Origin of the sequence: Cohnella algarum (assembly GCF_016937515.1) — a bacterium.
In the GTDB taxonomy this organism is placed as follows: domain Bacteria; phylum Bacillota; class Bacilli; order Paenibacillales; family Paenibacillaceae; genus Cohnella; species Cohnella algarum.
The window spans coordinates 6050740-6073792 of record NZ_JAFHKM010000002.1 but is presented as its reverse complement, the minus strand read 5'-3'; the positions used below and the strand labels follow the sequence as shown (position 1 = coordinate 6073792).

The 23053-nt window shown below is 58.7% G+C and carries 19 protein-coding genes and 1 tRNA gene; all 20 read left to right on the top strand.

Annotated elements, in window-relative coordinates:
- Window positions 1-143: 143 nt before the first annotated feature.
- Window positions 144-1613, top strand: a complete 1470-nt coding sequence (locus JW799_RS27555) for a cobyrinic acid a,c-diamide synthase CobB (protein ID WP_205432696.1) — start codon at window positions 144-146, stop codon at window positions 1611-1613.
- A 140-nt stretch (window positions 1614-1753) separates the two neighbouring features.
- Window positions 1754-3496 (top strand): ABC transporter ATP-binding protein, encoded by a 1743-nt coding sequence (locus tag JW799_RS27550; protein ID WP_205432694.1) that lies wholly within the window; start codon window positions 1754-1756, stop codon window positions 3494-3496.
- Entirely contained in the window at window positions 3480-5348 is a 1869-nt protein-coding gene (locus tag JW799_RS27545; protein WP_080836954.1) for an ABC transporter ATP-binding protein, read from the top strand. Before JW799_RS27550 ends, JW799_RS27545 begins: the two co-directional genes overlap by 17 nt.
- A gap of 106 nt (window positions 5349-5454) precedes the next feature.
- On the top strand, window positions 5455-5679 hold the full coding sequence (locus JW799_RS27540) for an alpha/beta-type small acid-soluble spore protein (protein WP_080836956.1): 225 nt from the start codon (window positions 5455-5457) through the stop codon (window positions 5677-5679).
- Window positions 5680-5913: 234 nt separating this feature from the next.
- Window positions 5914-5987: transfer RNA gene (locus JW799_RS27535), tRNA-Gly, on the top strand.
- A 163-nt stretch (window positions 5988-6150) separates the two neighbouring features.
- A complete protein-coding gene (locus tag JW799_RS27530) occupies window positions 6151-7059 on the top strand; it encodes a hypothetical protein (protein WP_080836958.1) in 909 nt (302 codons plus the stop codon).
- A gap of 169 nt (window positions 7060-7228) precedes the next feature.
- Window positions 7229-8518, top strand: coding sequence for a trigger factor (tig, locus tag JW799_RS27525; protein WP_080840874.1), 1290 nt, complete (start codon window positions 7229-7231; stop codon window positions 8516-8518).
- 191 nt (window positions 8519-8709) lie between these two features.
- The gene (clpP, locus tag JW799_RS27520) at window positions 8710-9300 is read left to right on the top strand and encodes an ATP-dependent Clp endopeptidase proteolytic subunit ClpP (RefSeq protein WP_080836960.1); all 591 of its coding nucleotides are present in this window, start codon (window positions 8710-8712) and stop codon (window positions 9298-9300) included.
- Window positions 9301-9312: 12 nt separating this feature from the next.
- The gene (gene clpX, locus JW799_RS27515) at window positions 9313-10569 is read left to right on the top strand and encodes an ATP-dependent protease ATP-binding subunit ClpX (RefSeq protein ID WP_080836963.1); all 1257 of its coding nucleotides are present in this window, start codon (window positions 9313-9315) and stop codon (window positions 10567-10569) included.
- A gap of 118 nt (window positions 10570-10687) precedes the next feature.
- Entirely contained in the window at window positions 10688-11785 is a 1098-nt protein-coding gene (gene ispG / locus JW799_RS27510; protein ID WP_080836965.1) for a flavodoxin-dependent (E)-4-hydroxy-3-methylbut-2-enyl-diphosphate synthase, read from the top strand.
- Between the two features lie 10 nt (window positions 11786-11795).
- The gene (locus tag JW799_RS27505) at window positions 11796-12359 is read left to right on the top strand and encodes a PCYCGC motif-containing (lipo)protein (RefSeq protein ID WP_080836967.1); all 564 of its coding nucleotides are present in this window, start codon (window positions 11796-11798) and stop codon (window positions 12357-12359) included.
- A gap of 184 nt (window positions 12360-12543) precedes the next feature.
- A complete protein-coding gene (locus JW799_RS27500) occupies window positions 12544-13158 on the top strand; it encodes a TetR/AcrR family transcriptional regulator (RefSeq protein ID WP_205432692.1) in 615 nt (204 codons plus the stop codon).
- On the top strand, window positions 13155-13616 hold the full coding sequence (locus JW799_RS27495; RefSeq protein ID WP_080836972.1) for a DUF2269 family protein: 462 nt from the start codon (window positions 13155-13157) through the stop codon (window positions 13614-13616). The genes JW799_RS27500 and JW799_RS27495 overlap by 4 nt, the downstream gene beginning before the upstream one ends.
- Before the next feature lie 280 nt (window positions 13617-13896).
- Window positions 13897-15690 (top strand): ATP-dependent protease LonB, encoded by a 1794-nt coding sequence (gene lonB, locus JW799_RS27490; protein ID WP_080836973.1) that lies wholly within the window; start codon window positions 13897-13899, stop codon window positions 15688-15690.
- A 143-nt stretch (window positions 15691-15833) separates the two neighbouring features.
- The gene (lon, locus tag JW799_RS27485; protein ID WP_080836975.1) at window positions 15834-18269 is read left to right on the top strand and encodes an endopeptidase La; all 2436 of its coding nucleotides are present in this window, start codon (window positions 15834-15836) and stop codon (window positions 18267-18269) included.
- A gap of 18 nt (window positions 18270-18287) precedes the next feature.
- Window positions 18288-18932: a ribosome biogenesis GTP-binding protein YihA/YsxC gene (yihA, locus tag JW799_RS27480; RefSeq protein WP_080836977.1), complete on the top strand. Its 645-nt coding sequence runs from the start codon at window positions 18288-18290 to the stop codon at window positions 18930-18932.
- 154 nt (window positions 18933-19086) lie between these two features.
- Complete coding sequence (locus tag JW799_RS27475; RefSeq protein ID WP_080836979.1) at window positions 19087-19677, top strand: non-ribosomal peptide synthetase module; 591 nt, start codon at window positions 19087-19089, stop codon at window positions 19675-19677.
- Window positions 19678-20056: 379 nt separating this feature from the next.
- Window positions 20057-20455: an adenosylmethionine decarboxylase gene (gene speD / locus JW799_RS27470; RefSeq protein ID WP_080836981.1), complete on the top strand. Its 399-nt coding sequence runs from the start codon at window positions 20057-20059 to the stop codon at window positions 20453-20455.
- A 267-nt stretch (window positions 20456-20722) separates the two neighbouring features.
- Window positions 20723-22129 (top strand): glutamyl-tRNA reductase, encoded by a 1407-nt coding sequence (hemA, locus tag JW799_RS27465; protein ID WP_205432690.1) that lies wholly within the window; start codon window positions 20723-20725, stop codon window positions 22127-22129.
- Window positions 22130-22183: 54 nt separating this feature from the next.
- Window positions 22184-22999, top strand: a complete 816-nt coding sequence (gene ccsA / locus JW799_RS27460) for a cytochrome c biogenesis protein CcsA (protein WP_205432688.1) — start codon at window positions 22184-22186, stop codon at window positions 22997-22999.
- Window positions 23000-23053: the final 54 nt, after the last annotated feature.

The following is a 23053-nucleotide window of genomic DNA, read 5'->3' as shown; positions in this document are numbered from 1 at the left end:
TTGCAAAAAAAGTGCTCAAAATGAGCTTCGGCCCTCTTATAATGGAAATGGACAACCAAAAGAACCCGATGGTACAATGTAGCCCTGTTGGAAAAACGACACAATTGCCATGAGACAATTGGTATAAAAAAGGAGGCCGCGGGATGCCGGCAAAACGATTGGTCGTGGCCGGAACCGGCAGCAGCGTCGGCAAGACGACCGTCACGATCGGGCTAATGGCGGCGCTGCGCCGCATCGGGCTTACGGTTCAAGGCTTTAAATGCGGGCCCGATTATATCGATCCGACCTATCATACATACGTGACGGGCAGGAAATCCCGAAATCTGGACAGCTGGATGTGCGGTCCGGAAGCGGTGAAGGAAATTTACGTTCGCGGGAGCGCGGGCGCGGACATTTCGATCATCGAAGGCGTCATGGGGCTGTACGACGGCAAAGACCCGCGCTCGAACGAAGGCAGCGCCGCTCATATCAGCCGGCTGCTCAATGCGCCGGTGCTGCTCGTGGTCGGCTGCCAAAGCGTCGCGCGCAGCGCGGCGGCGATCGTGAAAGGCTTCCAGCTGATGAGCGAGGAAGGAAGCCGGATCGTCGGCGTGTTCGCGAACAAGGTCGGGAGCGAACATCATTTCAGGCTCGTCAAGGAAGCCGTCGAGCAGGAGTGCGGCATTCCGGTGCTGGGCTACATGCTGCGGGAGGAAGGAATCGAGATGCCGGAGCGGCATCTCGGGCTGGTTCCGGCCATCGAGCGCGGCGAGCTGGAGCCGTTGATCGAGCGTTTGTCCGGGCGGATCGCCGCAAACGCCGACCTGGATCGCCTCGTCGAACTCGCGACCGCGCCCGAGCTGGACGTTGCGCCGGATTTGTTCGCGCCGCCCGCAGGCTATGCCGCCTCCGTTCAACCGACGGCCGCGGAGTCCGCCCAAGTCGCGCCGCCCGACGTCCGTGCCGCCGCCGCATCAGCGGCGCCGGCGCTCGCGATCGCTTTGGATTCGGCTTTTCATTTTTACTACCCGGAAAATCTCGAGCTGCTGGAGCGCTTCGGAGCCAGGCTCGTTTATTTTTCGCCGCTCGCGGGAGAGGGCGTGCCGGAAGAGGCCGACGGACTTTACATCGGAGGCGGCTTTCCGGAGGAATTCGCGGCGCAACTGGCCGAGCGGCATGCGGCGAAGGAATCGATCCGCGCCCGGATCGAAGGCGGCCTTCCGACGCTGGCGGAATGCGGGGGCTATATGTTCCTGACGGAAAGCATCGAAAATACGAGAGGCGAACGATACCCGATGGTCGGCGTCGTTCCCGGACGGGTTCGAATGCAGCCCCGGCTTGCGGCGCTCGGCTACCGCGAGGCAGCCGGCTCGCAAGGGAATTTCCTGCTTGCGCCCAACGAGCGGGCGCGAGGTCACGAGTTCCACTATTCCGTCTACGAGGCGCCGGCGGAGCGGGAGCTCCCCTACGCCTACGAAACGACGGGGATGCGCGGAACGAAGCGCGAAGGCTATCGGCTGCCCCAGCTGGTCGCGGGATATACGCATCTGCATTTCGCGTCCAATCCGGACATAGCCCGCCGTTTCGTACGGGCATGCGGTTCTTATCGCGCGAGCAGGGAGCGGCCGCTTTGAGCGGCGATGCGCGCCATGCCTCTCCGGGCGACGGAATAACGAAGAAACTTCCAAGCGCGGCCGATGCGGATTGTCCGGCTTCCGCCCGCGGATGTATACTGATCGTTAGGCGCGCATTTTCCGTGTGAGGAGACGATCGCATGGTTTTTTTGGCAAAATACATACGCAAATACGGCAAGCCGTTCAGCCTCGCCCTGCTGTTCGTCTCTTGCGAGGCGCTGTGCGACCTGCTGCAGCCCGCCCTCATTTCCCGGGTAATCGACGAAGGCGTCGCGAACCGGGACATGGGCGCCGTTCTGCGGCTGGGCGGATGGATGCTTCTCGTCACGGCGGCGGGAGCCGTTTTCGCTTCGGGACGCAACATCGTGGCGAGCCACGTGTCCCAGCGGTTTTCGGCGGAGCTGCGCGGCGATTTGTTTCGCAAAATTCAAACGCTTTCATTTTCCGATCTCGATCGCTTCGACAAAGCTTCGCTCGTGACAAGGCTGACGAACGATATGACGCAGGTGCAAAATTTCGCCAATGGCATGATGCGGATTTTCGCCAAAGCCCCGATTCTCGGAATCGGCAGTCTGATCATGGCCGTCCGGCTCAGCCCGTCGCTGTCCTGGGTGTTCGCGGTCGTCGTGCCTGTCGTCGGCCTTTTGATCGCGGTGAATTTAAAGGTCGGCTTTCCTCTGTTCGCGAAGGTTCAAGGAGCTCTGGACCGTCTGAACGGCATGATGCGGGAATATTTGGCCGGCGTCCGGGTCGTGAAGGCGTTCAACCGTTTCGGCTACGAGTCGGAGAAATTCGGCGGCGTCAACGCCGACTATCGCCGGAAATCGGAAACGGCTCTGCGAACGATGGCGGTATTCAATCCGCTTATCGCGCTGACGGTCAACTTCGGCATCGTCGCGGTCATTTGGCTCGGGGGAGTCGGCGTGGGCGAAGGCGGCATGCAAGTCGGGCATATCGTCGCTTTCGTCAACTACATGACGCAAATTTTGTTTTCGCTGATGATGATTTCGATGGTGTTCACGATGTTCGTGCGCGCGAAAGCTTCCGCGTCCCGCATTGGCGAAGTGCTGGCCGAGTCCAACCCGATGAAATGGCGGGAAGGCAAGCGGCCGAAGGACGGAATGGGGAAGGTCGAATTCGACGGCGTCAGCTTTCATTATGGCGAAAATGACGGCGAGCCCGTTCTGAAAAACGTATCGCTTGCGTGCTCGCCCGGCGAAACCGTGGGCATCATCGGTTCCACCGGCGCCGGCAAGACGACGCTCGTTCATTTGATTCCGCGTTTTTACGATGCGGCGGAAGGGGCAGTAAGGCTGGGCGGCGTCGACGTCAAGGAGCTCGATCCCAGGCTGATTCGGGAAAAGGTGGCGATCGTGCCGCAGCGGACCGTCCTTTTTTCGGGGACGATTCTGGACAATATCCGGTTCGGCAACGACAAGGCGTCCATGGAAGAAGTCGCAGCTGCGGCGCGGATCGCGCAAGCGCACGATTTCATCGTCGGAACCCCCGACGGCTACCGGACCCGTCTCGGCCAAGGCGGCGTCAACCTGTCGGGCGGCCAGAAGCAGCGGATCTCGATCGCGAGGGCGCTCGTCCGCAAGCCGGATATTTTAATATTGGACGATTGCACGAGCGCGCTCGACGCGGCGACGGAAGAGCGGCTTAAGGAGGCTTTGCGGGCGTATTCGAAGAGCGTCGCCTGTCTCGTCATCGCCCAGCGAATCGCCTCCGTCATGGACGCGGACCGGATCGTCGTCTTGGAAAACGGGGAAATCGCCGGCATCGGCACGCACGCCGAACTGCTTGCGCAAAATCGGATCTATCGGGAAATTTACCGCTCCCAGATCGACAAGGAGATGGACGCCCATGCCTCCGGCGAATGAATCGGGGAGGAGAGAGCCGCCCGCCGCGAACGCGGCCGTCCCTGGCGGTCCCAGGGGCCACGGCGGGTTGCGGGGAGGCCCCGTGCAAAAACCGAAAAACTTCAAAGCGACGGTCGGCCGGCTATGGAGCTATTTCTCCGGCGAGCGGAAACGGCTGGCGGCCGTGCTGGCGTTCGTGCTGTCCGGCTCGGCGCTGGGGCTGCTCGGGCCGTACCTCGTCGGCGTTGCCGTAGACGCGATCGCGAAAGAGGGAGGCGTCGATTTCCGGCTGCTGGATCTGGCGCTGATCGCGTTGATCGTTTCCTACGTGGCGGATGCCGGATTCTCTTTTCTTCAGGGCTGGCTGATGTCCGGCGTTTCCCAGCGGGTCGTGGAACGGCTGCGGGGCGCTCTCTTTGCCAAAATGCACAAGCTGCCGCTCGCCTTTTTCGATACCCGCAGCCACGGCGAAGTGATGAGCCGGCTGTCCAACGACATCGACAACGTGAGCACGACCGTTTCCCAAACGACCGCGCAGCTCATGTCCGGCGTCTTCGCGATCGCCGGGTCTCTCGTCATGATGCTGGCGCTCAGCCCGCTCCTGACGCTCGCGACGCTCGTTACCGTGCCGCTCGTTTTTTTGCTTGCCGGGACGATCGCCAAACGGACGAAGATCCTGTTTAAAGAACAGCAGGCGCAGCTTGGCGCCTTGAACGGGCATATCGAGGAGACCGTCTCCGGGATGCTGGCGGTCAAGGCGTTCAACCGGGAGGAAGACGCCGTTCGCCGGTTCGATCAGGCGAACGCGAAATTGGCCGAAACCGGCATCAAGGCGCAAATCTGGTCGGGCTTTCTGATGCCGCTGCTCGGCGTTATCAACAATATCGGGTTTGCGGCGGTCGCGATCGTCGGGGGCGCTCTTGCGGTCGGGGGCGACGTGTCGGTCGGGGTCATCGCCAGCTTTTTGAGCTATTCCCGGCAATTCGTCCGTCCGCTGAACGAAATCGCGAGCGTCTACAACACGCTGCAAGCCGGCATTGCCGGAGCGGAGCGGGTGCTTGAGGTCATGGACGAGCGGGAGGAGCCGGAAGACAAGGAAGGCGCCCGACAATTGGAGGAGGCGGAAGGACGCGTCGTTTTTGAAAACGTCTCGTTCGGTTACCGTCCGGAAGCCCGGATTCTCGGCGAAATTTCGTTCGAGGTTCCGGCGGGCACGAGCGTCGCCCTGGTCGGGCCCACGGGAGCGGGGAAAACGACGATCGTTCAATTGCTGACAAGGTTTTACGAAGCGACGGAAGGACGCATTCAAATCGACGGGCGCGATATTCGCGACTATACCCGGGACAGCTTGCGGCGAACGTTCGGCATCGTTCTCCAGGATACGTACCTGTTTTCGGGAACGATTCGCGACAATATCAAGTACGGGAAGCCCGAGGCGTCGGACGACGAAATGAAAAGAGCCGCCGCGGCGGCGAATGCGGACGGGTTCATCCGCCGCCTGCCGCTCGGTTACGATACGGAGCTCTCCGAAAACGGCAGCAATTTGAGCCAGGGCGAGCGGCAGCTGCTCGCGATCGCGAGGGTGATGCTGGCCGAGCCTTCGATTTTGATTTTGGACGAAGCGACCAGCAGCATCGACACCCGAACCGAACTGCATATTCAGAACGCGCTGCTGGAAATGATGAAAGGGCGGACGGCGTTTATCATCGCCCACCGGCTCAGCACGATTCGCGACGCGGACCGGATCCTGGTCGTCGACAACGGCCGGATCGTCGAGCAGGGCTCACATGACGATCTTGTCCGCAAGGAGGACGGCATCTACGCCGGCATGTTCGCGAGCCAGTTCAACCTCGCGAAGCCGCCGGCCGGTTGAAACCGCGCGAACCCGGGCCGGCGAAAAATCGAAAAGTTCGCAAAAAGTTTGCATAGCAGGAATTAAGATGCAGCATAATAACCTGTACAACATGGAGGTGATAATCATGGCTGATAACAACCGCAATTCGAATCAACTCGTGATTCAACAAGCGCGGGCGGCACTGGACCAAATGAAATTCGAAATCGCCCAACAACTCGGCATCCAAATTCCGCAAGACGGATACTACGGCAACATGCTGACGAAGGACACCGGTCGCATCGGGGGCAACATCACCCGCCGCCTGGTGGAAATGGCTGAACAGCAGCTTGCTGGCGGCAGCCGTTTCTAATCCGTACCTAACGACAAGGAGCTTGGCCTGCCGGCTGATCGTTCGCCGGCGGGAGAGCTCCTTTCCTTTTTTGTTAATCCGCTTTCGCCGGAACGCCCGCGCCATGAGTCCGTATGGCTCGTAATGCAAAAGGACTAATACTATTTAAATAGTAGAAAAAAAGAATGGCGTCGGAACGAACGATATTGCGTTCTCGCTCCAGGCTGTGCTATTATTTTCTTTGCAGTCCGATTTGCGGGTGTAGTTCAATGGTAGAACGCCAGCTTCCCAAGCTTGAGGCGAGGGTTCGATTCCCTTCACCCGCTCCAATATTGCACCTGTGAAGCCTTGCTTGCAAGGTTTTTTCTTTTTCATGGACAAAAATCGACCAACCCGGCAAGGCATGAGCGGATTTTCCATTTTGGCGGGCGTTCGTGTTATAATGCGGGTGAATCGGTAGAACGCCGGGCGGCCGGCAGGAAGGGGCGCTTCGTGACCGACTCCCACAAAGACAACCTGGTCTTATTCCCCAAGACGTTGGATTATTATCAAATCCAATTGACCCGCATGCTGGAAACGGAACGGTACGGCGATGCCAAGGCGCTGCTCGAATTTCTTCTGCAGTGCGGCGGAGAAGCGGAGAAGCACCACGTCGAATGGCAGGCGCTGCTCGGCTGGCTCGAGGCGGCTTTTCCCGAAGCGGGGGAAGGACGGCTGCCGGACGGCCTGGACGGTTTCGAGGAGGCCGAGGACGACTTGCGCCGCCGACTGAACGAGCGGGCGGAAGCGGATGCGGATTACGTTCCGCGGCTGCTGCGAACGCTGATCGAAACGGACGATCCGGAGCAGCAGATGCTGATGCTCGGCCAATTGTCGCATTTGGACCACCCGGACGTCGAGCCGAGCCTGCTGCGTTTTCTGGAATCGGACGAACGTTACCCGTCCGTCCAGTTCAAAGCGCTGCAGCTGTTGCGCAAATCGGGCTTGACGGGGCCGGTGCGGATCGGAAGGGACGGCGAATGGCTGACCGTCGAGGTCGAAACGACGCCGCTGTCCTACGAGGAATTTCCGGCCTCCGTTCAGCGGGTGCTCGAGCGGGTCCGGATGGCCGCGGAAGTTTCCGACCCGACGCTTTCCTACTTTGCCGAGGAGATGTGGAAGGAATGCGTGCAGGTTGCCTACGGAACGTCCGCATACGCCCGTATGGCAAGCGATGACGATACTTCGTGCGATCTGTGGGCGGCGGCTTTGCACCAGTTTTTGATCGAGAAGCTTCACGGACGGCAGAACGACGAGGATATCCGGGAACAGTACGGAATTACGGACGAGCTCCGCTTTCAATACGAGCAGTCGCTTCGCTGGATGCGGCAGTTCGCGGGCGAACCCGGCCCCGTTTCGTAGGGGTCGAGACGGGGGCGGCTTCGCCGCGATCGGCGCTCGCGCGGGTTGCGGACAATGGTAGAAGTCAAGCCGGTCTTGATATGCTTCAAATAGTTGTATATAATAGAATGGTTTATGTAAATCGGTCGCATTGGAGCGGCAAGTACCTTCGGAGGGGAAAGCAGAAATGTTGAAAACAAACTGGGAAAAAATAGAGAAGAACGTAGGCGTCCTTGAGGTAGAAGTCGAAGCGGAACAGGTAGCCGAGGCCCTTAACAAGGCGTTCAAGAAAGTCGTCAGCAAAATCAACGTTCCGGGCTTCCGCAAAGGCAAAGTGCCGCGCACGATTTTCGAAGCCCGTTTCGGCGTCGAAAGCCTGTATCAGGATGCGATCGACATCTTGCTGCCGAGCGCTTACAGCGAAGCGGTCGAACAAACCGGCATTTACCCGGTAGATCGTCCGGATGTCGACGTCGAGCAATTCGCGAAAGGCCAGCCGTTCAAGTTCAAAGCGAAAGTGACCGTCAAGCCGGAAGTGAAGCTCGGCGAGTACAAGGGCATCGAAGTTTCCGCTCCCGACTTTGAAGTGTCGGACGAAGAAATCGCGCAGGAACTGGAGCGCCTGCAGCAGCGCCATGCCGAGCTGGTCGTCGTGGACGAAGGTCCCGCCCAGCAAGGCGATATCGCCGTTATCGATTTCGAAGGCTTCATGGACGGCGAGCCGTTCGAAGGCGGCAAAGGCGAGCGCCATTCGCTCGAGCTCGGCTCGGGGACGTTCATCCCCGGCTTCGAAGAGCAAGTGGTCGGCCTGAACATCGCCGAAGAGAAAGACGTAAACGTCACGTTCCCGGAAGAATACCACGCGGAGAATCTGGCCGGCAAAGCGGTCGTCTTCAAGGTGAAGCTGCACGAAATCAAGCGCAAAAACCTGCCGGCGCTGGATGACGAATTCGCCAAGGACGTTAGCGAATTCGAAACGCTGGACGAATACAAAGCCGATTTGGCGAGCAAGCTGAAAGAACGCAAAGCCAAAGATGCCGAAGCGGAGAAGGAAAACGAAGTCATCTCCAAAGCTTCCGAAGCCGCGGAAATCGATATCCCGGAAGTCATGATCGACAACGAAGTCGAAAACATGCTGAAGGATTTCGAAAACCGCCTGAAAATGCAAGGCATGAATCTCGACCTGTACTACCAGTTCAGCGGACAGGACGAAGAGGCGCTCAAAGCCCAGATGAAAGCCGATGCCCAAAAGCGGGTTCGCAACAACCTGGTGCTCGAAGCGGTAGCGGAAGCCGAAAATCTCGAAGTGTCCGACGAAGAGCTGAACGAAGAACTGGAAAACCTGTCGAAGATGTACAACCGCCCCGCGGACGAGCTTCGGGCGATCTTTACCTCCAACGGCTACATCGAAACGCTGCAAAGCGATTTGAAAGTGCGCAAAGCGGTTAAGTTCGTCGTAGAGAACAGCAAAACAGCTTAAGAAACGGTTTACCCGCATACCCGACAAGGCACGTGCTCGACGCGTGCCTTGTTTTTCACCTTGCATATAATACATAATAAAGGCGCGAGGCCTTTGCGGCCGCGGCAAACCCGCCAACATGACATTCGAATGGTAACGTGTTAGAATATTACCGATGCTCGAAGTCCACTAAAGAAAAGAGGTTGGATATCATGAACCTGGTGCCAATGGTCATCGAACAAACCAATCGGGGGGAACGCTCGTACGACATCTATTCCCGGCTGCTGAAGGACAGAATTATTTTTCTGGGCAGCGCGATTGATGACGATGTCGCCAACCTCATCATCGCCCAAATGCTGTTTTTGGCGGCGGAGGATCCGGAGAAGGATATCAGTCTTTACATTAATTCGCCCGGCGGATCGGTAACGGCCGGGATGGGTATATATGATACGATGCAGTATATCAAACCGGATGTCAGCACGATCTGCGTCGGCATGGCCGCGAGCATGGGCTCCCTCCTGCTCACGGCCGGAGCCAAAGGCAAGCGCTTCGCCCTGCCGAACAGCGAAATCATGATTCACCAGCCGCTCGGCGGCGTAAGAGGCCAGGCGTCGGACATCAAAATCCACGCGGATTGGATTATCAAGACAAAGGAGAAACTGAATCGTATCTACGTCGACCGTACCGGTCAACCGTACGAGAAAATCGAGAAGGATACGGACAGGGACAACTTTATGAGCGCCGAAGAAGCGCTTGCGTACGGATTGGTCGACAAGGTCATTTCCGCTCCCGTCAGCGGATAAAGGAGGGTAACCATGTTTAAGTACAACGATGAGAAAGGCCAGCTGAAATGTTCGTTCTGCGGCAAGTCCCAAGAGCAGGTACGCAAATTGGTCGCCGGTCCCGGCGTCTATATATGTGACGAATGCATCGAATTGTGCACGGAAATCGTCGAGGAGGAGCTCGGCCACGAGGAAGAGCTCGATCTGAAGGACATTCCGAAGCCGAAAGAAATCTGCGCGATTCTGGATCAATATATCATCGGCCAGGAACAAGCGAAAAAATCGTTGTCCGTTGCCGTGTACAATCACTACAAGCGGATCAACTCCCACAGCAAGATCGAAGACGTCGAGCTGTCCAAGAGCAACATCATGCTTGTCGGTCCGACCGGTTCCGGCAAGACGCTGCTCGCCCAGACGATGGCGAAAATTCTCAACGTTCCGTTTGCGATTGCCGACGCGACTTCCTTGACGGAAGCCGGGTACGTGGGCGAAGACGTCGAAAATATTTTGCTCAAGCTCATTCAGGCAGCGGACTACGACGTGGAAAAGGCCGAGCGCGGCATCATCTACATCGACGAAATCGACAAGGTGGCGCGCAAGTCGGAAAACCCGTCCATCACCCGCGACGTTTCCGGCGAAGGCGTGCAGCAGGCGCTGCTGAAAATTTTGGAGGGCACGGTCGCTTCCGTTCCTCCTCAAGGCGGACGCAAGCACCCGCATCAGGAATTCATCCAGATCGACACGACGAACATCCTGTTCCTTTGCGGCGGGGCATTCGACGGTCTGGAATCGATCATCAAGCGCCGCATCGGCAAGAAGGTCATCGGCTTCAACGCCGGATCCGACGGACAGCGCGAGCTGAAGCCGGGCGAATATTTGTCGCTTGTGCAGCCGGAGGATTTGCTGAAATTCGGCCTGATTCCGGAATTCGTCGGCCGCCTGCCGGTCATTTCTTCGCTGGAGCCGCTGGACGAAGCCGCGCTCGTGCGCATTTTGTCCGAACCGAAAAACGCTTTGGTCAAACAATATCAAAAGCTGCTGGAAATGGATAACGTCAAGCTCGAATTCGAAACCGGGGCGCTCGAGGAAATCGCGAAGGAAGCGATCAAGCGCAACACGGGAGCTCGGGGACTTCGCGCCATTATCGAGAGCATTATGCTTGAGGTGATGTACGAAGTGCCGTCCCGCGACGACGTGACGAGCTGCGTCATTACCGAAAAGGTCGTCCAGGAAAAAATCGCTCCCGAGCTGACGCTCAAGAAAGGCAAGAAAAAAGAAGAAAGCGCGTAAGGTTGTCTCAGAAGTGAGCACAGTCCGCTTACGGCTTTAAGTTTGCCGTATCCACCCTTTACCTACGCCACGGCGCGGGCGGAGGGTGGATTCGGCGTATACGGGGAGATTGGAGAATATGTTCTTACGAACCGAGACGGTGCCCGTTCGCGTGGGGAACCTGACGATCGGCGGAAACAATCAAGTTCTTCTGCAAAGCATGTGCACGACGAAGACGGCGGACGTCAAGGCGACCGTAGCGGAAATCAAGCGGCTGGAGGAAGCCGGCTGTCAATTGGTGCGCGTAACCGTCAACAACAAGGAAGCCGCCGAAGCGATCAAAGCGATCAAACGGGAAATCTCCATTCCGCTCGTCGCGGATATTCATTTCGATTACCGTTTGGCGCTGGCGGCCATCGAGAACGGCATCGACAAGGTCCGGATCAATCCGGGCAATATCGGACGCCGCGAGAAGGTCGAGGCCGTCGTCAAAGCCTGCAAAGAGCGGGGCATTCCGATCCGGATCGGCGTGAACGCCGGTTCGCTGGAAAATCACCTCCTCGAAAAGTACGGCTACCCGACGGCGGAAGCGATGGTGGAGAGCGCCCTTTTTCATATCGGCATTCTGGAAGAACTCGATTTTCACGACATTATCGTTTCCTTGAAAGCGTCGGACGTTCCGATGGCCATCTCCGCCTACATGAAAGCGGCGGAAGTGATCAAATATCCGCTTCACCTGGGGATTACGGAAGCGGGGACGCTGTTTTCCGGCACGGTCAAAAGCTCGGCCGGCCTCGGCGTTCTGCTGAACGCGGGAATCGGCAACACGATGCGCATCAGCCTGAGCGCCGACCCGGTGGAAGAGATCAAAGTCGCCCGCGAACTGCTTAAAACGTTCGGCCTCATTACCGACGCGCCGACGCTCGTTTCGTGCCCGACCTGCGGCCGCCTCGATATCGATTTGTTTTCGGTGGCGAACGAGGTCGAGGAGTATTTGTCCAAGCTGAAAGTTCCGATCAAGGTTTCGGTGCTCGGCTGCGCGGTCAACGGGCCGGGCGAAGCGCGCGAAGCCGATATCGGCATCGCAGGAGCCCGCGGCGAAGGCATGCTGTTCCGCTACGGCGAAATGGTCCGCAAAGTGCCGGAGAGCGAACTCGTCAGCGAACTGAAGCGGGAGATCGACGAAATCGCCCGGGTATACGGCGAAACCGGCGTTATCCCCGGCCGGAAGCATTGAGGGAGCGGCCATGACGAATCGGTCGACGGAAGATGCATTCAAGGCCGGCAAACGCGCGCTCCCGCTGTACGCGCTGCTGATGGCGGGGGTTTTTGCCCTGCTGCTGGCCGCATGCGGGGGCGGCGGCGAATCGCAGGGCTCGGCCCCGGCGAGCGAACATGACCATGCGGAGCATGCCGCGAAGACGGAGAACGGCGATTTGCGGGAGGAAACCGCCTCCCTGGCGGACATGCCGTCTTTTCTGGACGGGCAGGGCGCGCAGGTGAAGCTTTCTTATACGGCCGCCGCGAAGCTTCGGGATACGCTGCAATATATGCCGTGTTATTGCGGCTGCGGCGAGAGCGCGGGCCATAAGAGCAATCTCGACTGCTTTATCGCAGCCGTCCGGGAGGACGGGACCGTCCTGTGGGACGATCACGGCACGCGCTGCGGCGTTTGCCAGCAAATCGCGCTCCAGGCCGCCAAGCTGAAGAGCGAGGGCGCCGCGGATGCCGAAATCCGCCGCTTCGTCGACGAAACGTACGGCCAAGGTCTGGGCAAAGCGACGGACACGCCGTTGCCGCCGTCCGCTTGAAGCCGTCCCCCTCATTTTTTTGCAGCGCACAGCGCCTTGCGGAAATTTTCCGCAGGGTGTTTTTTTGTCTGTTTACAAACCGACCATCGGTCTGTTATTATATCGGTGTCAAAGGCGTTTGGCAAACATTGGAGGGGAATCGAGCGAGGTTTCATTTGCAAGCTGAACCGGGGGAGGAACGGGCATGAAAAGGGAATGGAAACGGGAGCAGACGCTCCGGCTTCTGCTGGACACGACCAGCCGGCTGGTGGAGGAGAAAGGCTGCGTCAAGACGACGATGAGCGAAATCATGCGGCATTCGGGACTGTCCAAGGGCGCGATTTTCCACTACGTCAAAAGCAAGGACGAGCTGCTGTCGATGGTGCTGGAGCAGCAGATGGCCGAAACGGACCGTCGGTTTCGCGAGGCGATCGAGAAAGGCGGACCGACGTTCGAAGGACCGATGGGCGAAATCGCGAGCGGCTTGCCGGCCGTCGCGGAGAACAACGTCGCCAACCGGATTTTCCGTTATTTGCTCGGCCGCAGCGACGAGCCGGAAGTCGGGGAATTGGTCGCTCGGTTTTACGATAAAACCGTTCGAACGTCCGTCTCGTGGATCGAAGCCGGACAAAGCCACGGCGTCATTCCGGCTTCGATCGACGCCCGGCGCGCCGCGGAAACGTTCGTGCTGCTGTCGAACGGCCTTCGCATGCGCAGCGGACTCCCGGCGAAAGAAGGAGTCCTCGCGCCGGAGGATGTCGCGGCGTTCATTCGCTCGGTGCTGCAGCCCGGCCAGACGAAAGGAGAACGACAAGGATGAACGTTTATTTGTTTTTGCATGTGCTCGGCGCGATTCTGTTCGTCGGAAATATCGTGACCGCGGCTTTTTGGAAGGTGAGGGCGGACGCGAGCGGAGATGTGCGCGCGATCCATCTGACGGCAAGGAACGTGATGCTGGCGGATTACGCCTTCACGATTCCGGGTCTCGCGCTGCTCGTCGTGTCGGGAGCGCTGATGGCCGAACGGGGAGGTTATTCGCTTGCAGGCTTGAATTGGCTGACGTTTTCGCTGCTGCTGTTCGCGCTTACCGGCATCATCTGGCTCGTGGCGCTCATTCCGCTGCAAAAAAAGATGATTCGCGCGAGCGCGGAAGCGCTGCGCGAAGGCGCCGTTACCCCGGCCTATCGGAAGGCGTCCCGCTGCTGGGCCGTTTTCGGCATCGCGGCGACGCTGCTGCCGGTCGTCATTTTATATTTGATGGTTTTTAAAAAAGTCTGAACGAAAACAACTACTCGTGGCGATGTTCCCGGCCAACGTCTACGCAGCCCGCAACAGGCTCAAGCTCGCGGGCAAGCCGGTCATGCCGGTTTTTCCACGGACGGTTTTGCAAATCGTTTTTTTGGGGGCGACTCTGGCCGCGGGGTTCGGAAACGCATAGGGCCCTGCAACTTTCCGATTTCGGATGACTACGCCGAAGGCAAACCGGGCAATACTATCCAGTATAAGCCTTTAATACGTTGTCCAAAAGGCTAGGTTCGGACGGAGAGGAAGGGAGCATATGACGTTAAGCTCGGTTTTAATGCTCGTTCAAGTATTTTTCGCCATCGTGATCGGCATCTATTTCTGGAATCTGCTGCGCAATCAGAAGAGCAACCGGACGGCGGTCGACCGCGAGTCCCGCAAAGAGATGGACAAACTGCGCAAGCTGCGATCGGTTACGCTGACGAAGCCGCTCGCGGAGAAGACGCGGCCGGTGTCGATGGCCGATATCGTCGGCCAGAAGGAAGGCCTCAGGGCGCTCAAAGCCGCTCTGTGCAGCGGCAACCCGCAGCACGTCATCGTCTACGGGCCGCCGGGAGTCGGCAAAACGGCCGCCGCCCGCGTCGTGCTGGAGGAAGCGAAAAAAAACCCGTCCTCCCCGTTCCGGCTAGACGCCAAGTTTACCGAGATCGACGCGACGACCGCGCGATTTGACGAGCGCGGCATCGCCGATCCGCTGATCGGCTCGGTTCACGACCCGATCTACCAGGGCGCGGGAGCGATGGGAGTGGCCGGCATTCCTCAGCCGAAGCCCGGCGCGGTGACGAAGGCGCACGGGGGCATCTTGTTCATCGACGAGATCGGAGAGCTTCATCCGGTGCAGCTGAACAAGCTGCTCAAGGTGCTCGAGGACCGCAAAGTGTTTCTGGAGAGCGCGTACTACCATGCGGAGGACCCGAACATCCCGCTGTACATTCACGACATTTTTCAAAACGGCCTGCCCGCCGATTTCCGCCTCGTCGGGGCGACGACGCGCTCGCCGAACGAACTGCCGCCGGCGCTGAGAAGCCGCTGCATGGAAATTTATTTCCGGCCGCTGCTTCCCGACGAAATCGGCCAGATCGCCGAGAACGCGATCGCCAAAATCGGGTTTCCGCCGCAGCCCGAAGCGGTCGGGGTCGTCAAGCAGTATGCGACGAACGGCCGCGAAGCCGTCAACATCATTCAGCTGGCGGCCGGGCTTGCGCTCTCGGAAAGCCGCGACAGCATTTCCGCGGCCGACGTGGAATGGGTCGTCAACAGCAGCCAGCTGCCGCCGCGTCCGGACCGCAAAATTCCGGGGCAGCCGCAAGTCGGGCTGGTCAACGGGCTGGCCGTGTACGGCCCCAGCATGGGCGCGCTGCTGGAAATCGAGGTGACGGCGATTCCCGCGGCGCCCGGCAAAGGGCAGTTTACGATTACCGGCGTCGTGGACGAGGAAGAGCTGGGCGGAGGCGCGCGCACGCTGCGCCGCAAAAGCATGGCCAAAGGCTCGGTCGAAAATGCGTTTACCGTGCTGAGGCGGCTCGGCCTGAAGCCGGAAAATTTCGACCTGCATATCAATTTCCCGGGCGGCACGCCGGTCGACGGGCCGTCGGCGGGAGTGGCGATGATGGTCGCCATCGCATCCGCCATGTTGAACCGGCCGGTCGACAACAAGCTGGCGATGACCGGCGAGGTCAGCATCCACGGCCGCGTCAAGCCCGTCGGGGGCGTCATCGCCAAGGTGGAGGCCGCGCTGCAGGCCGGGGCGGAAACGGTGCTCATTCCGAAGGAGAACTGGCAGGCGATCTTCGAGGGCCTGCAAGGCGTCGCCGTCGTCCCGGTCGAAACGGTCGACGAGGTGTTCTCGCGCGTGTTCGGCGAGCGGCCGTCCGCCGCGGACGAAACGGAGGCGGCGGATCGCCTGGTCGCCGCCGAAACGCCTTTTGCCGCCGCGCCCGTTTCGGTGCTGCACGCGAACCCCGTCCATCCGGAATCGCCGCGCCCGCAGAGCCAAAGGGAAGGACACGTTCCGCCGTCCGGATCGATCTCGAGGCCGGTTTCGGGATAACCGGGTTCCGGCCGCTGTCGCGCATCGCCGACCTTCATCGGGGCGGCGATGTTTTTGTGTCCATTTTGCGGCGGGCGGTAACATTTGATACAATGACGGAGTATTCAATTTAGCGGTTCACTACAACCCAGGAGGTGCCGGACATGGGTTTGAACAAATCCAGAAGCCGTTCCCTGCCCCTGCTGCCCTTGCGCGGGCTTCTCGTCTACCCCAGTATGGTGCTCCATCTGGACGTAGGCCGCGAGAAGTCGGTCAAGGCGCTGGAACAATGCATGGTCGACGATCACATGATTTTGCTTTGCTCGCAGTCGGAAATCAACATCGAGGAGCCGACTGAAGAAGATATATACCGGGTTGGCACGATCGCGAAAGTCCGGCAAATGCTCAAGCTCCCCAACGGAACGATACGCGTGCTCGTCGAAGGCGTCGTCCGCGCGGAAATCGAGCAATATTTGCCGAACGACCGCTTTTACGAAGTCGTGGCCCGCGAGCTGCACGAGCCGCCCGCCGAGGATTCGGAGCTGGACGCGCTCATGCGGGCCGTGCTCAGCCAATTCGAGAACTACATCAATCTGTCGAAAAAGGTGACCCCCGAGACGCTGGCCGCGGTCTCGGACATCGAGGAGCCCGGGCGGCTCGCGGACGTCATCACGAGCCATCTGTCGCTCAAGATCAAGGACAAACAGGAAATTCTCGAAACGGTTGACGTGCGCGAGCGGCTCGAGAAGCTGCTCGATTTCCTGAACAACGAGCGCGAGGTGCTCGAGCTCGAACGGAAAATCAGCCAGCGAGTCAAGAAGCAAATGGAGAAGACCCAGAAGGAGTATTACCTTCGCGAGCAGATGAAGGCGATCCAGAAGGAGCTCGGCGAGAAGGAAGGCCGGGCGGGAGAAGCCGAGGAGCTTCGCAATCAGATGAAGGAGGCGGAGCTCCCGGAGAAAATCGCGGCCCGGGTCGCGAAGGAAATCGACCGCCTGGAGAAAATGCCCGCCTCGTCGGCCGAAGGCGCCGTTATCCGCACTTATGTCGAGTGGCTGCTGGCGCTTCCGTGGAGCAAGAGCACCGAAGACGACCTCGATTTGGCCAAAGCGGAGGAGCTGCTTGACGAGGAGCATTTCGGCCTCGAGAAGCCGAAGGAGCGGGTGCTCGAGTATTTGGCGGTCCAGCAACTCGTCAAAAAGCTGAAAGGCCCGATCCTGTGCCTGGTCGGCCCTCCCGGCGTCGGCAAAACGTCGCTCGGCCGCTCGATCGCGAAATCGCTCGGCCGCGAATTCGTCCGCATTTCGCTCGGGGGCGTTCGAGACGAAGCGGAAATCCGCGGACACCGCCGCACCTACGTCGGCGCGATGCCGGGCCGGATCATCCAGGGGATGCGCACTGCCGGCACGCAAAATCCGGTGTTTCTGCTCGACGAAATCGATAAAATGGCGATGGATTTCCGCGGGGATCCCGCTTCGGCCATGCTCGAGGTGCTAGATCCGGAGCAAAACGCCACGTTCAGCGACCATTACATCGAGCTGCCGTTCGATTTGTCGAACGTCATGTTCATCACGACGGCGAACGCCGTCCACCACATTCCGCGGCCTTTGCTGGACCGGATGGAAGTGCTCTACATTCCCGGCTACACGGAGCTGGAGAAGCAGGAAATCGCCGGCCGCCACTTGCTTCCGAAGCAGAAGCGGGACCACGGGCTCGGCGAGGAGCAATTGACGATCGAGCCGGAAGCGATGCTTCGCCTGATCCGCGATTACACGCGCGAGTCGGGCGTCCGCAACCTGGAGCAGCAAATCGCTTCGATCTGCCGCAAGGCGGCGAGGCGCATCGTGGCCGATCCTTCGGCCGCGCCGATCGAGGTCGATGCCGATACGCTCAAGGAATGGCTCGGGCCGGCCAAATACCGGTACGGAATGGCCGAGGAGGAAGATCAGATCGGCGCCGTGACGGGGCTGGCGTGGACCGAAGTCGGCGGCGATACGCTCGTCATCGAGGTGACGGTCATGCCGGGCACCGGGAAGCTGACGCTGACGGGCCAATTGGGCGACGTCATGAAGGAATCGGCGCAGGCGGCGTTCAGCTACACCCGGAGCCGGGCGGAGGAGCTGGGGATCGACCCGCAATTCCACGAGAAAAACGACATTCATATTCATATTCCGGAAGGCGCCATTCCGAAGGACGGTCCTTCGGCCGGCATTACGATCGCGACGGCGCTCGTTTCGGCGCTTTCCGGGCGCCGCGTCAACCGCGAGGTGGCGATGACCGGCGAGATTACGCTGCGCGGACGGGTGCTGCCGATCGGCGGCCTCAAGGAAAAGTCCCTTGCCGCTCACCGCGCCGGCATCCAAAAAGTGCTCCTTCCGAAGGATAACGAGCGCGATCTGAAGGACATTCCGGACAGCGTGAAGGAAGCGATGACCTTCATCCCGGTCTCCCATATCGACGAGGTACTGGAGCATGCGCTTTCGGATACGCCGGGCCCGCATCCGTCCGAGGACGAGAACAACCTCGTGGCGGAGAACGCCGCGATCGGAGCTTCAACGAAACCCGACGCGGAGGATATTCCGCCCATCGGCACCCACTGATCGGAGAAGAGCCAGCAAATGAAGATCAAAACAAGCGAATTTATTATCAGCGCCGTTTCGCCCAAGCAATATCCCGAGGACGGCTTGCCGGAGATCGCTCTGGCAGGCCGTTCCAACGTCGGCAAGTCCTCGCTCATCAACCGGATGCTGCTGCGCCGCAACCTGGCGCGGACGAGCTCGCAGCCCGGCAAAACCCAGCAGCTGAACTACTACCTCGTCAATCGGGATCTTTATTTCGTCGACGTGCCCGGTTACGGTTATGCCAAAGTGTCCAAGACGGAGCGCGAAGCGTGGGGGCGCATGATCGAACGCTATATGCGCGAGCGGGAAACGCTCCGGCTCGTCATCCTGCTCGTCGATTTGCGCCATCCGCCGTCGGCCCAGGACTGCTCGATGGCGGAGTGGCTCTCCCATTACGGCATCCCGCTTTGCGTCGTGGCGACGAAAGCGGACAAAGTGAATCGCAGCGCCTGGCCGAAACACACGAAAATCATTCGCGAACATTTGCAATTGTCCAAGTCCGTCCCGTTTATCCTGTTTTCTTCGGAGACGGGAATGGGAAGGGATGAATTATGGAGCCTGATCGAGCAAAAAGCAGATCTAGTCGCAGACTCCCCGGAAAATCCGCAGAACGACCCGCAGGAAAGCGAGGATAACGGGTAATAGGCTGCGCAAATTCCGTTTTATCTCGGTTTTTACGGATATTCAAGGGGAAATCGCGTTTCGGCGGGAGGAAACGGAGGGAAGAATAGCGTATAATTAGGTTAAGGCAAATTGTCAGACACCTTCGTAACAAAACGGAATAGAGGAGATTTTTATGGCTCAACGGGTAGCCACGGAGTATGTCAACGCTAGTCTTACCTTATCGGAAGCCGAGATGCCGGTGTTTTTTGCTTTGTGCGAGGCGCAGCAGCTGCGAATGCAAGTATTTGTTCTGGACAACGGCAATCACGAGGTGGTTCTTGAAGACGGCGACAGCGGCGAAACGATCCGCCTGACCTTTGAGCGTAGCAATGGCAAATTCACCTGCGTTTTATCCTGCAAAGTCGTAAAGCCCAAACTGACCAATGCGTTGCGGAAGCTGGTATCGACCTTTAAGGGAGACGCGGTCGTCAATCGGATTTATTCGAGTTTTACGATGGTCTACCATTACATGAAAGGCATGGTCGTCCGAATCGTCGAGTGCAAGGGCAACGAATTGAAAACGGTGTTCGAGCATCGCGATACCCTCGGCTGGCTCGAAGAACAGTTCAAGCGGCTTACGGTCGAAGAGGAAATTCGCATCGTTCGCCAAGCCGTCAACGAGCTTCTGGACCGCCGCAATCAAGCGACCGGCCTGGCCGAAATTTCCGACATCGACGAGAGACTCAGGCATCACAGCCAGGTTTTGTTCGCTCTCGAAGCATAGATTCCTTTCACAAACAGCGTTGGCGCAAGGCCTGCCGGATGCCGGCGGGCTTTTCTTTTTCCCCTCTACAATATGCAAAAAAACGCTGAAAGTTCAAACCCGCTCTTTGGCGATCCGGCGTTTGTGGCGCCCGATTGCGCCCGGTTGCGACCGCCGGCGGGACGAGCGTTCGAACGGGATTTCGGACCGCAGAAAAAAACAGTTGCAATTAGGGCGAATAGATGGTATTTTTAGTTTCGTTGACAACACAATAGGAACCAGGATTCACTCAGGAATGGATTGCGTGCGAGAATGCAAATACCCTCGAGAAGTGAATGACGTAGGTCCTAGCGGATGAAATCAGCTTCACATTTTATTCCTAGGAAGGGGGAACCGGAAGATGGAATACTCTACTTTCGGAAGACACGTTGCAGTTGACACTTGGGGAGTCGACTTTGATGCCCTGAACAACGTTGAACTTTTGCAATCGCACATGATCGAGGCGGCCGAAGCTTGCGGCGCCACCGTTCTCTCGGTTCAAGCGAAACAATTCGAACCACAAGGCGCGACGGTGCTCGTGATGCTGTCGGAGAGCCACCTGTCCATTCACACGTATCCTGAAAGAGGCTTTGCGGCCATCGATTGCTATACGTGCGGCGAAACGGTCGATCCGCAGCTCGCGATCGACTACATGGTCAGCGTCCTCAAACCGGAACGTTGCTTCGCCAAGAAACTGGTTCGCGGTCTCGGCGAGCTGAAAGTGGAAGAAGCGCCGATCAAGCAAGCCGAGTTGGTGTAAGGCGCGGCAAACGCGATATGAAGCTAATCCGCCATGGGGCGTGCCCCATGGCTTTCCTATTTTCACCCGGAAAAACATGAAAAAATCGGGAATATCGCAAACCGAACTGGACGACAATAAAAGGAAAGCGCGTTCGCAAAGTGTTCATAAATATTGTCGAACAGGCAGTTTAACTGTGATATAATGGGTTACGGAATTTCGAAGCTACTTGATTTTCCGCCGGTTTTTTTTCATCGGGAATATGGCAGAAAGGCAGGTGAATGATCCGTGCATCTGATCGTGGTCGGTCTCAACTATCGTACGGCTCCCGTCGAAGTGCGGGAACGTTTCGCCATATCGGAGCAAGACCTCGCATCGGCGCTTCAGGCGCTCAAGCGGACGACGGGCATTCTGGAAGGCGTCATCGTCGCCACCTGCAACCGGACGGAACTGTATGCGGTCGTGGACCGCCATACGCTGTGCGGTCATTATATCCGGTCCTTTATGGAACAATGGTTCAACATTCCGCGAGCGGAATTCAACCATCATCTATACATGCACGAAGACGAAAGGGCGATCGAGCATCTGTTCCGGGTCGCCTGCGGACTGGACTCGATGGTCATCGGGGAAACCCAGATTCTCGGCCAGGTCAGGGACGCTTTCCTGCTCGCGCAAGAGCAGAAAGCGACCGGAACTTTGTTCAACAAGCTGTTCAAGCAGGCGGTCACCCTCGCAAAACGCGCGCACTCCGAAACGTCCATCGGGGAAAACGCCGTATCGGTCAGCTATGCCGCGGTAGAGCTCGGCAAACGGATTTTCGGCCGCTTTGACAACAAGCGGGTGATGATTCTCGGAGCCGGCAAAATGAGCGAGCTGACGGCGAAGCATTTAAGCGCGAACGGCGCAAAGGAAGTTTGGGTCGTCAACCGCACGCTGGAACGGGCCCGGGAGCTGGCGGCCAAGTTCGACGGCAAGGCGATGGAGATGAACGAAGCCCTGGACCGGCTGCACGAAGCGGATATCGTCATCAGCAGCACCGGCGCGGACCGGTTCGTCCTTACGCGCAAGACGGTGGAGCGGGCGATGGAGAAGCGGAAGAAGAAGCCGTTGTTCCTGATCGATATCGCCGTGCCGCGGGATATCGAGCCGTCCTGCGAAGAGATGGCGAACGTCTATTTGTACGATATCGACGATCTGGAAGGCATCGTCGAAACGAACCTGGCAAAACGCCAAAAGGAAGCCGCCGTCATCGAACGGATGATCGCGGAGGAAGAGAACGAATATCTTCACTGGTATGCGACGCTCGGCGTGACGCCGCTCATTCGCGGCTTGCAGGAAAAGACGGCCGCCATCCATCAGGCGACGTTCGAAAGCCTGCTGCGCAAGCTTCCGGAACTGGACGACCGGCAAATCAAGGTCATACGCAAACTGACGAAGAGCATGCTGAATCAAGTCATTCACGATCCGATATTGCGGATCAAGGATATGTCCGCGGACAAGCGCGGCGAGGCCGCGATGAATTTGTTCGTCCAGCTGTTCGATCTGGAGGAAGATGTCGACCGTATCCAGAAGGAAATGAACGCGGAGGAGCGCGCGCGTCTCGACGTTACCGCCCAAGCGGCGGAAGCGAAAACTCCGGAGAAGCACGCGGATCCGTCCTCGCTGCTGGCGCAATTGGCCGGAGCGCTGCGTTAGCAGCCGGTTCGCAATCGATCCGAAGCGGAATGGAAACGGGGAGGCGATGCCCCCATGCTGACAAACGATTGGTTAACGGATGCCGTATTGTATATTTACGCCCTGAGCTTGCTGTTTTTCGTATCGGATGCCGCCTACGGCAAACGGAACGGGAAACGGATAGGAACAGGGCTGCTTGTTTTCGTATGGATTTTGCAGACGGGCTTTCTGCTGGATCTGCTTGTCACCCGGTTTGCTTCCGCCGAGGTGGCGCTAAGGGATTTCGTCTTTTTTATCTCCTGGCTGCTGGTCAGCTTTTCGCTTGCGCTGTTGCGCTTCGTGAGGGCGGAGGTGCTCGTCCTGCTCGTGAACGTAGCGGGCTTCGCGGTGCTGTTTTTGAATTTGCTGGAGCGCCCGCACCGGAAAATCGCCCTCGAATCGTGGGAAGTGGCGAGAAGACTGCTGTACGCGCATATCGGACTCATCACGCTGTCCTTTGCGATACTGACGGTTGCGGCCATTCTCGCCGGCATGTACCTGTTTCTCCACTGGAGGCTGAAAAAGAAAAAGTGGGGCGACGTCATGAACCGGATGCCGAGCCTGGAGGCGATCGACCGCTATTCGTTCCGCACCGTGCTGCTCGGCGTTCCGCTGCTGCTGCTCTCCCTGTCGACCGGGCTTGCGGCGCTGCTGGAGCAAGGGGAGTACGCGCAGCTGCTCGACGCGAAAGTGCTATTGACCGTCGCGACTTCTTGCGTGTATGCCTATTATTTGTTCGCGAGAGGCGCGAGCCGCGACGACGCCCCCAGGTCGGCCGTTTGGAATTTGACGGGCTACTTGATTTTGATCGCCGGTGTTTTCGTCAATTCGTTCTCTTCGTTTCATAAATAAGAGGAACGCGTTGCTTCCCGGCGACGTCATAGGCTAAGATGAGAGGTAATCGAT

What these genes read in the sequence shown, in the direction of transcription:
- JW799_RS27540 (WP_080836956.1), top strand. Translation starts at nt 5,455, where the DNA reads ATGGCTGATAACAACCGCAATTCGAATCAACTCGTGATTCAACAAGCG.
- speD (WP_080836981.1), top strand. Translation starts at nt 20,057, where the DNA reads ATGGAATACTCTACTTTCGGAAGACACGTTGCAGTTGACACTTGGGGA.
- ispG (WP_080836965.1), top strand. Translation starts at nt 10,688, where the DNA reads ATGTTCTTACGAACCGAGACGGTGCCCGTTCGCGTGGGGAACCTGACG.
- JW799_RS27550 (WP_205432694.1), top strand. Translation starts at nt 1,754, where the DNA reads ATGGTTTTTTTGGCAAAATACATACGCAAATACGGCAAGCCGTTCAGC.
- clpX (WP_080836963.1), top strand. Translation starts at nt 9,313, where the DNA reads ATGTTTAAGTACAACGATGAGAAAGGCCAGCTGAAATGTTCGTTCTGC.
- clpP (WP_080836960.1), top strand. Translation starts at nt 8,710, where the DNA reads ATGAACCTGGTGCCAATGGTCATCGAACAAACCAATCGGGGGGAACGC.
- ccsA (WP_205432688.1), top strand. Translation starts at nt 22,184, where the DNA reads ATGCTGACAAACGATTGGTTAACGGATGCCGTATTGTATATTTACGCC.
- JW799_RS27500 (WP_205432692.1), top strand. Translation starts at nt 12,544, where the DNA reads ATGAAAAGGGAATGGAAACGGGAGCAGACGCTCCGGCTTCTGCTGGAC.
- JW799_RS27505 (WP_080836967.1), top strand. Translation starts at nt 11,796, where the DNA reads ATGACGAATCGGTCGACGGAAGATGCATTCAAGGCCGGCAAACGCGCG.
- JW799_RS27555 (WP_205432696.1), top strand. Translation starts at nt 144, where the DNA reads ATGCCGGCAAAACGATTGGTCGTGGCCGGAACCGGCAGCAGCGTCGGC.
- JW799_RS27495 (WP_080836972.1), top strand. Translation starts at nt 13,155, where the DNA reads ATGAACGTTTATTTGTTTTTGCATGTGCTCGGCGCGATTCTGTTCGTC.
- JW799_RS27475 (WP_080836979.1), top strand. Translation starts at nt 19,087, where the DNA reads ATGGCTCAACGGGTAGCCACGGAGTATGTCAACGCTAGTCTTACCTTA.
- lonB (WP_080836973.1), top strand. Translation starts at nt 13,897, where the DNA reads ATGACGTTAAGCTCGGTTTTAATGCTCGTTCAAGTATTTTTCGCCATC.
- JW799_RS27545 (WP_080836954.1), top strand. Translation starts at nt 3,480, where the DNA reads ATGCCTCCGGCGAATGAATCGGGGAGGAGAGAGCCGCCCGCCGCGAAC.
- yihA (WP_080836977.1), top strand. Translation starts at nt 18,288, where the DNA reads ATGAAGATCAAAACAAGCGAATTTATTATCAGCGCCGTTTCGCCCAAG.
- lon (WP_080836975.1), top strand. Translation starts at nt 15,834, where the DNA reads ATGGGTTTGAACAAATCCAGAAGCCGTTCCCTGCCCCTGCTGCCCTTG.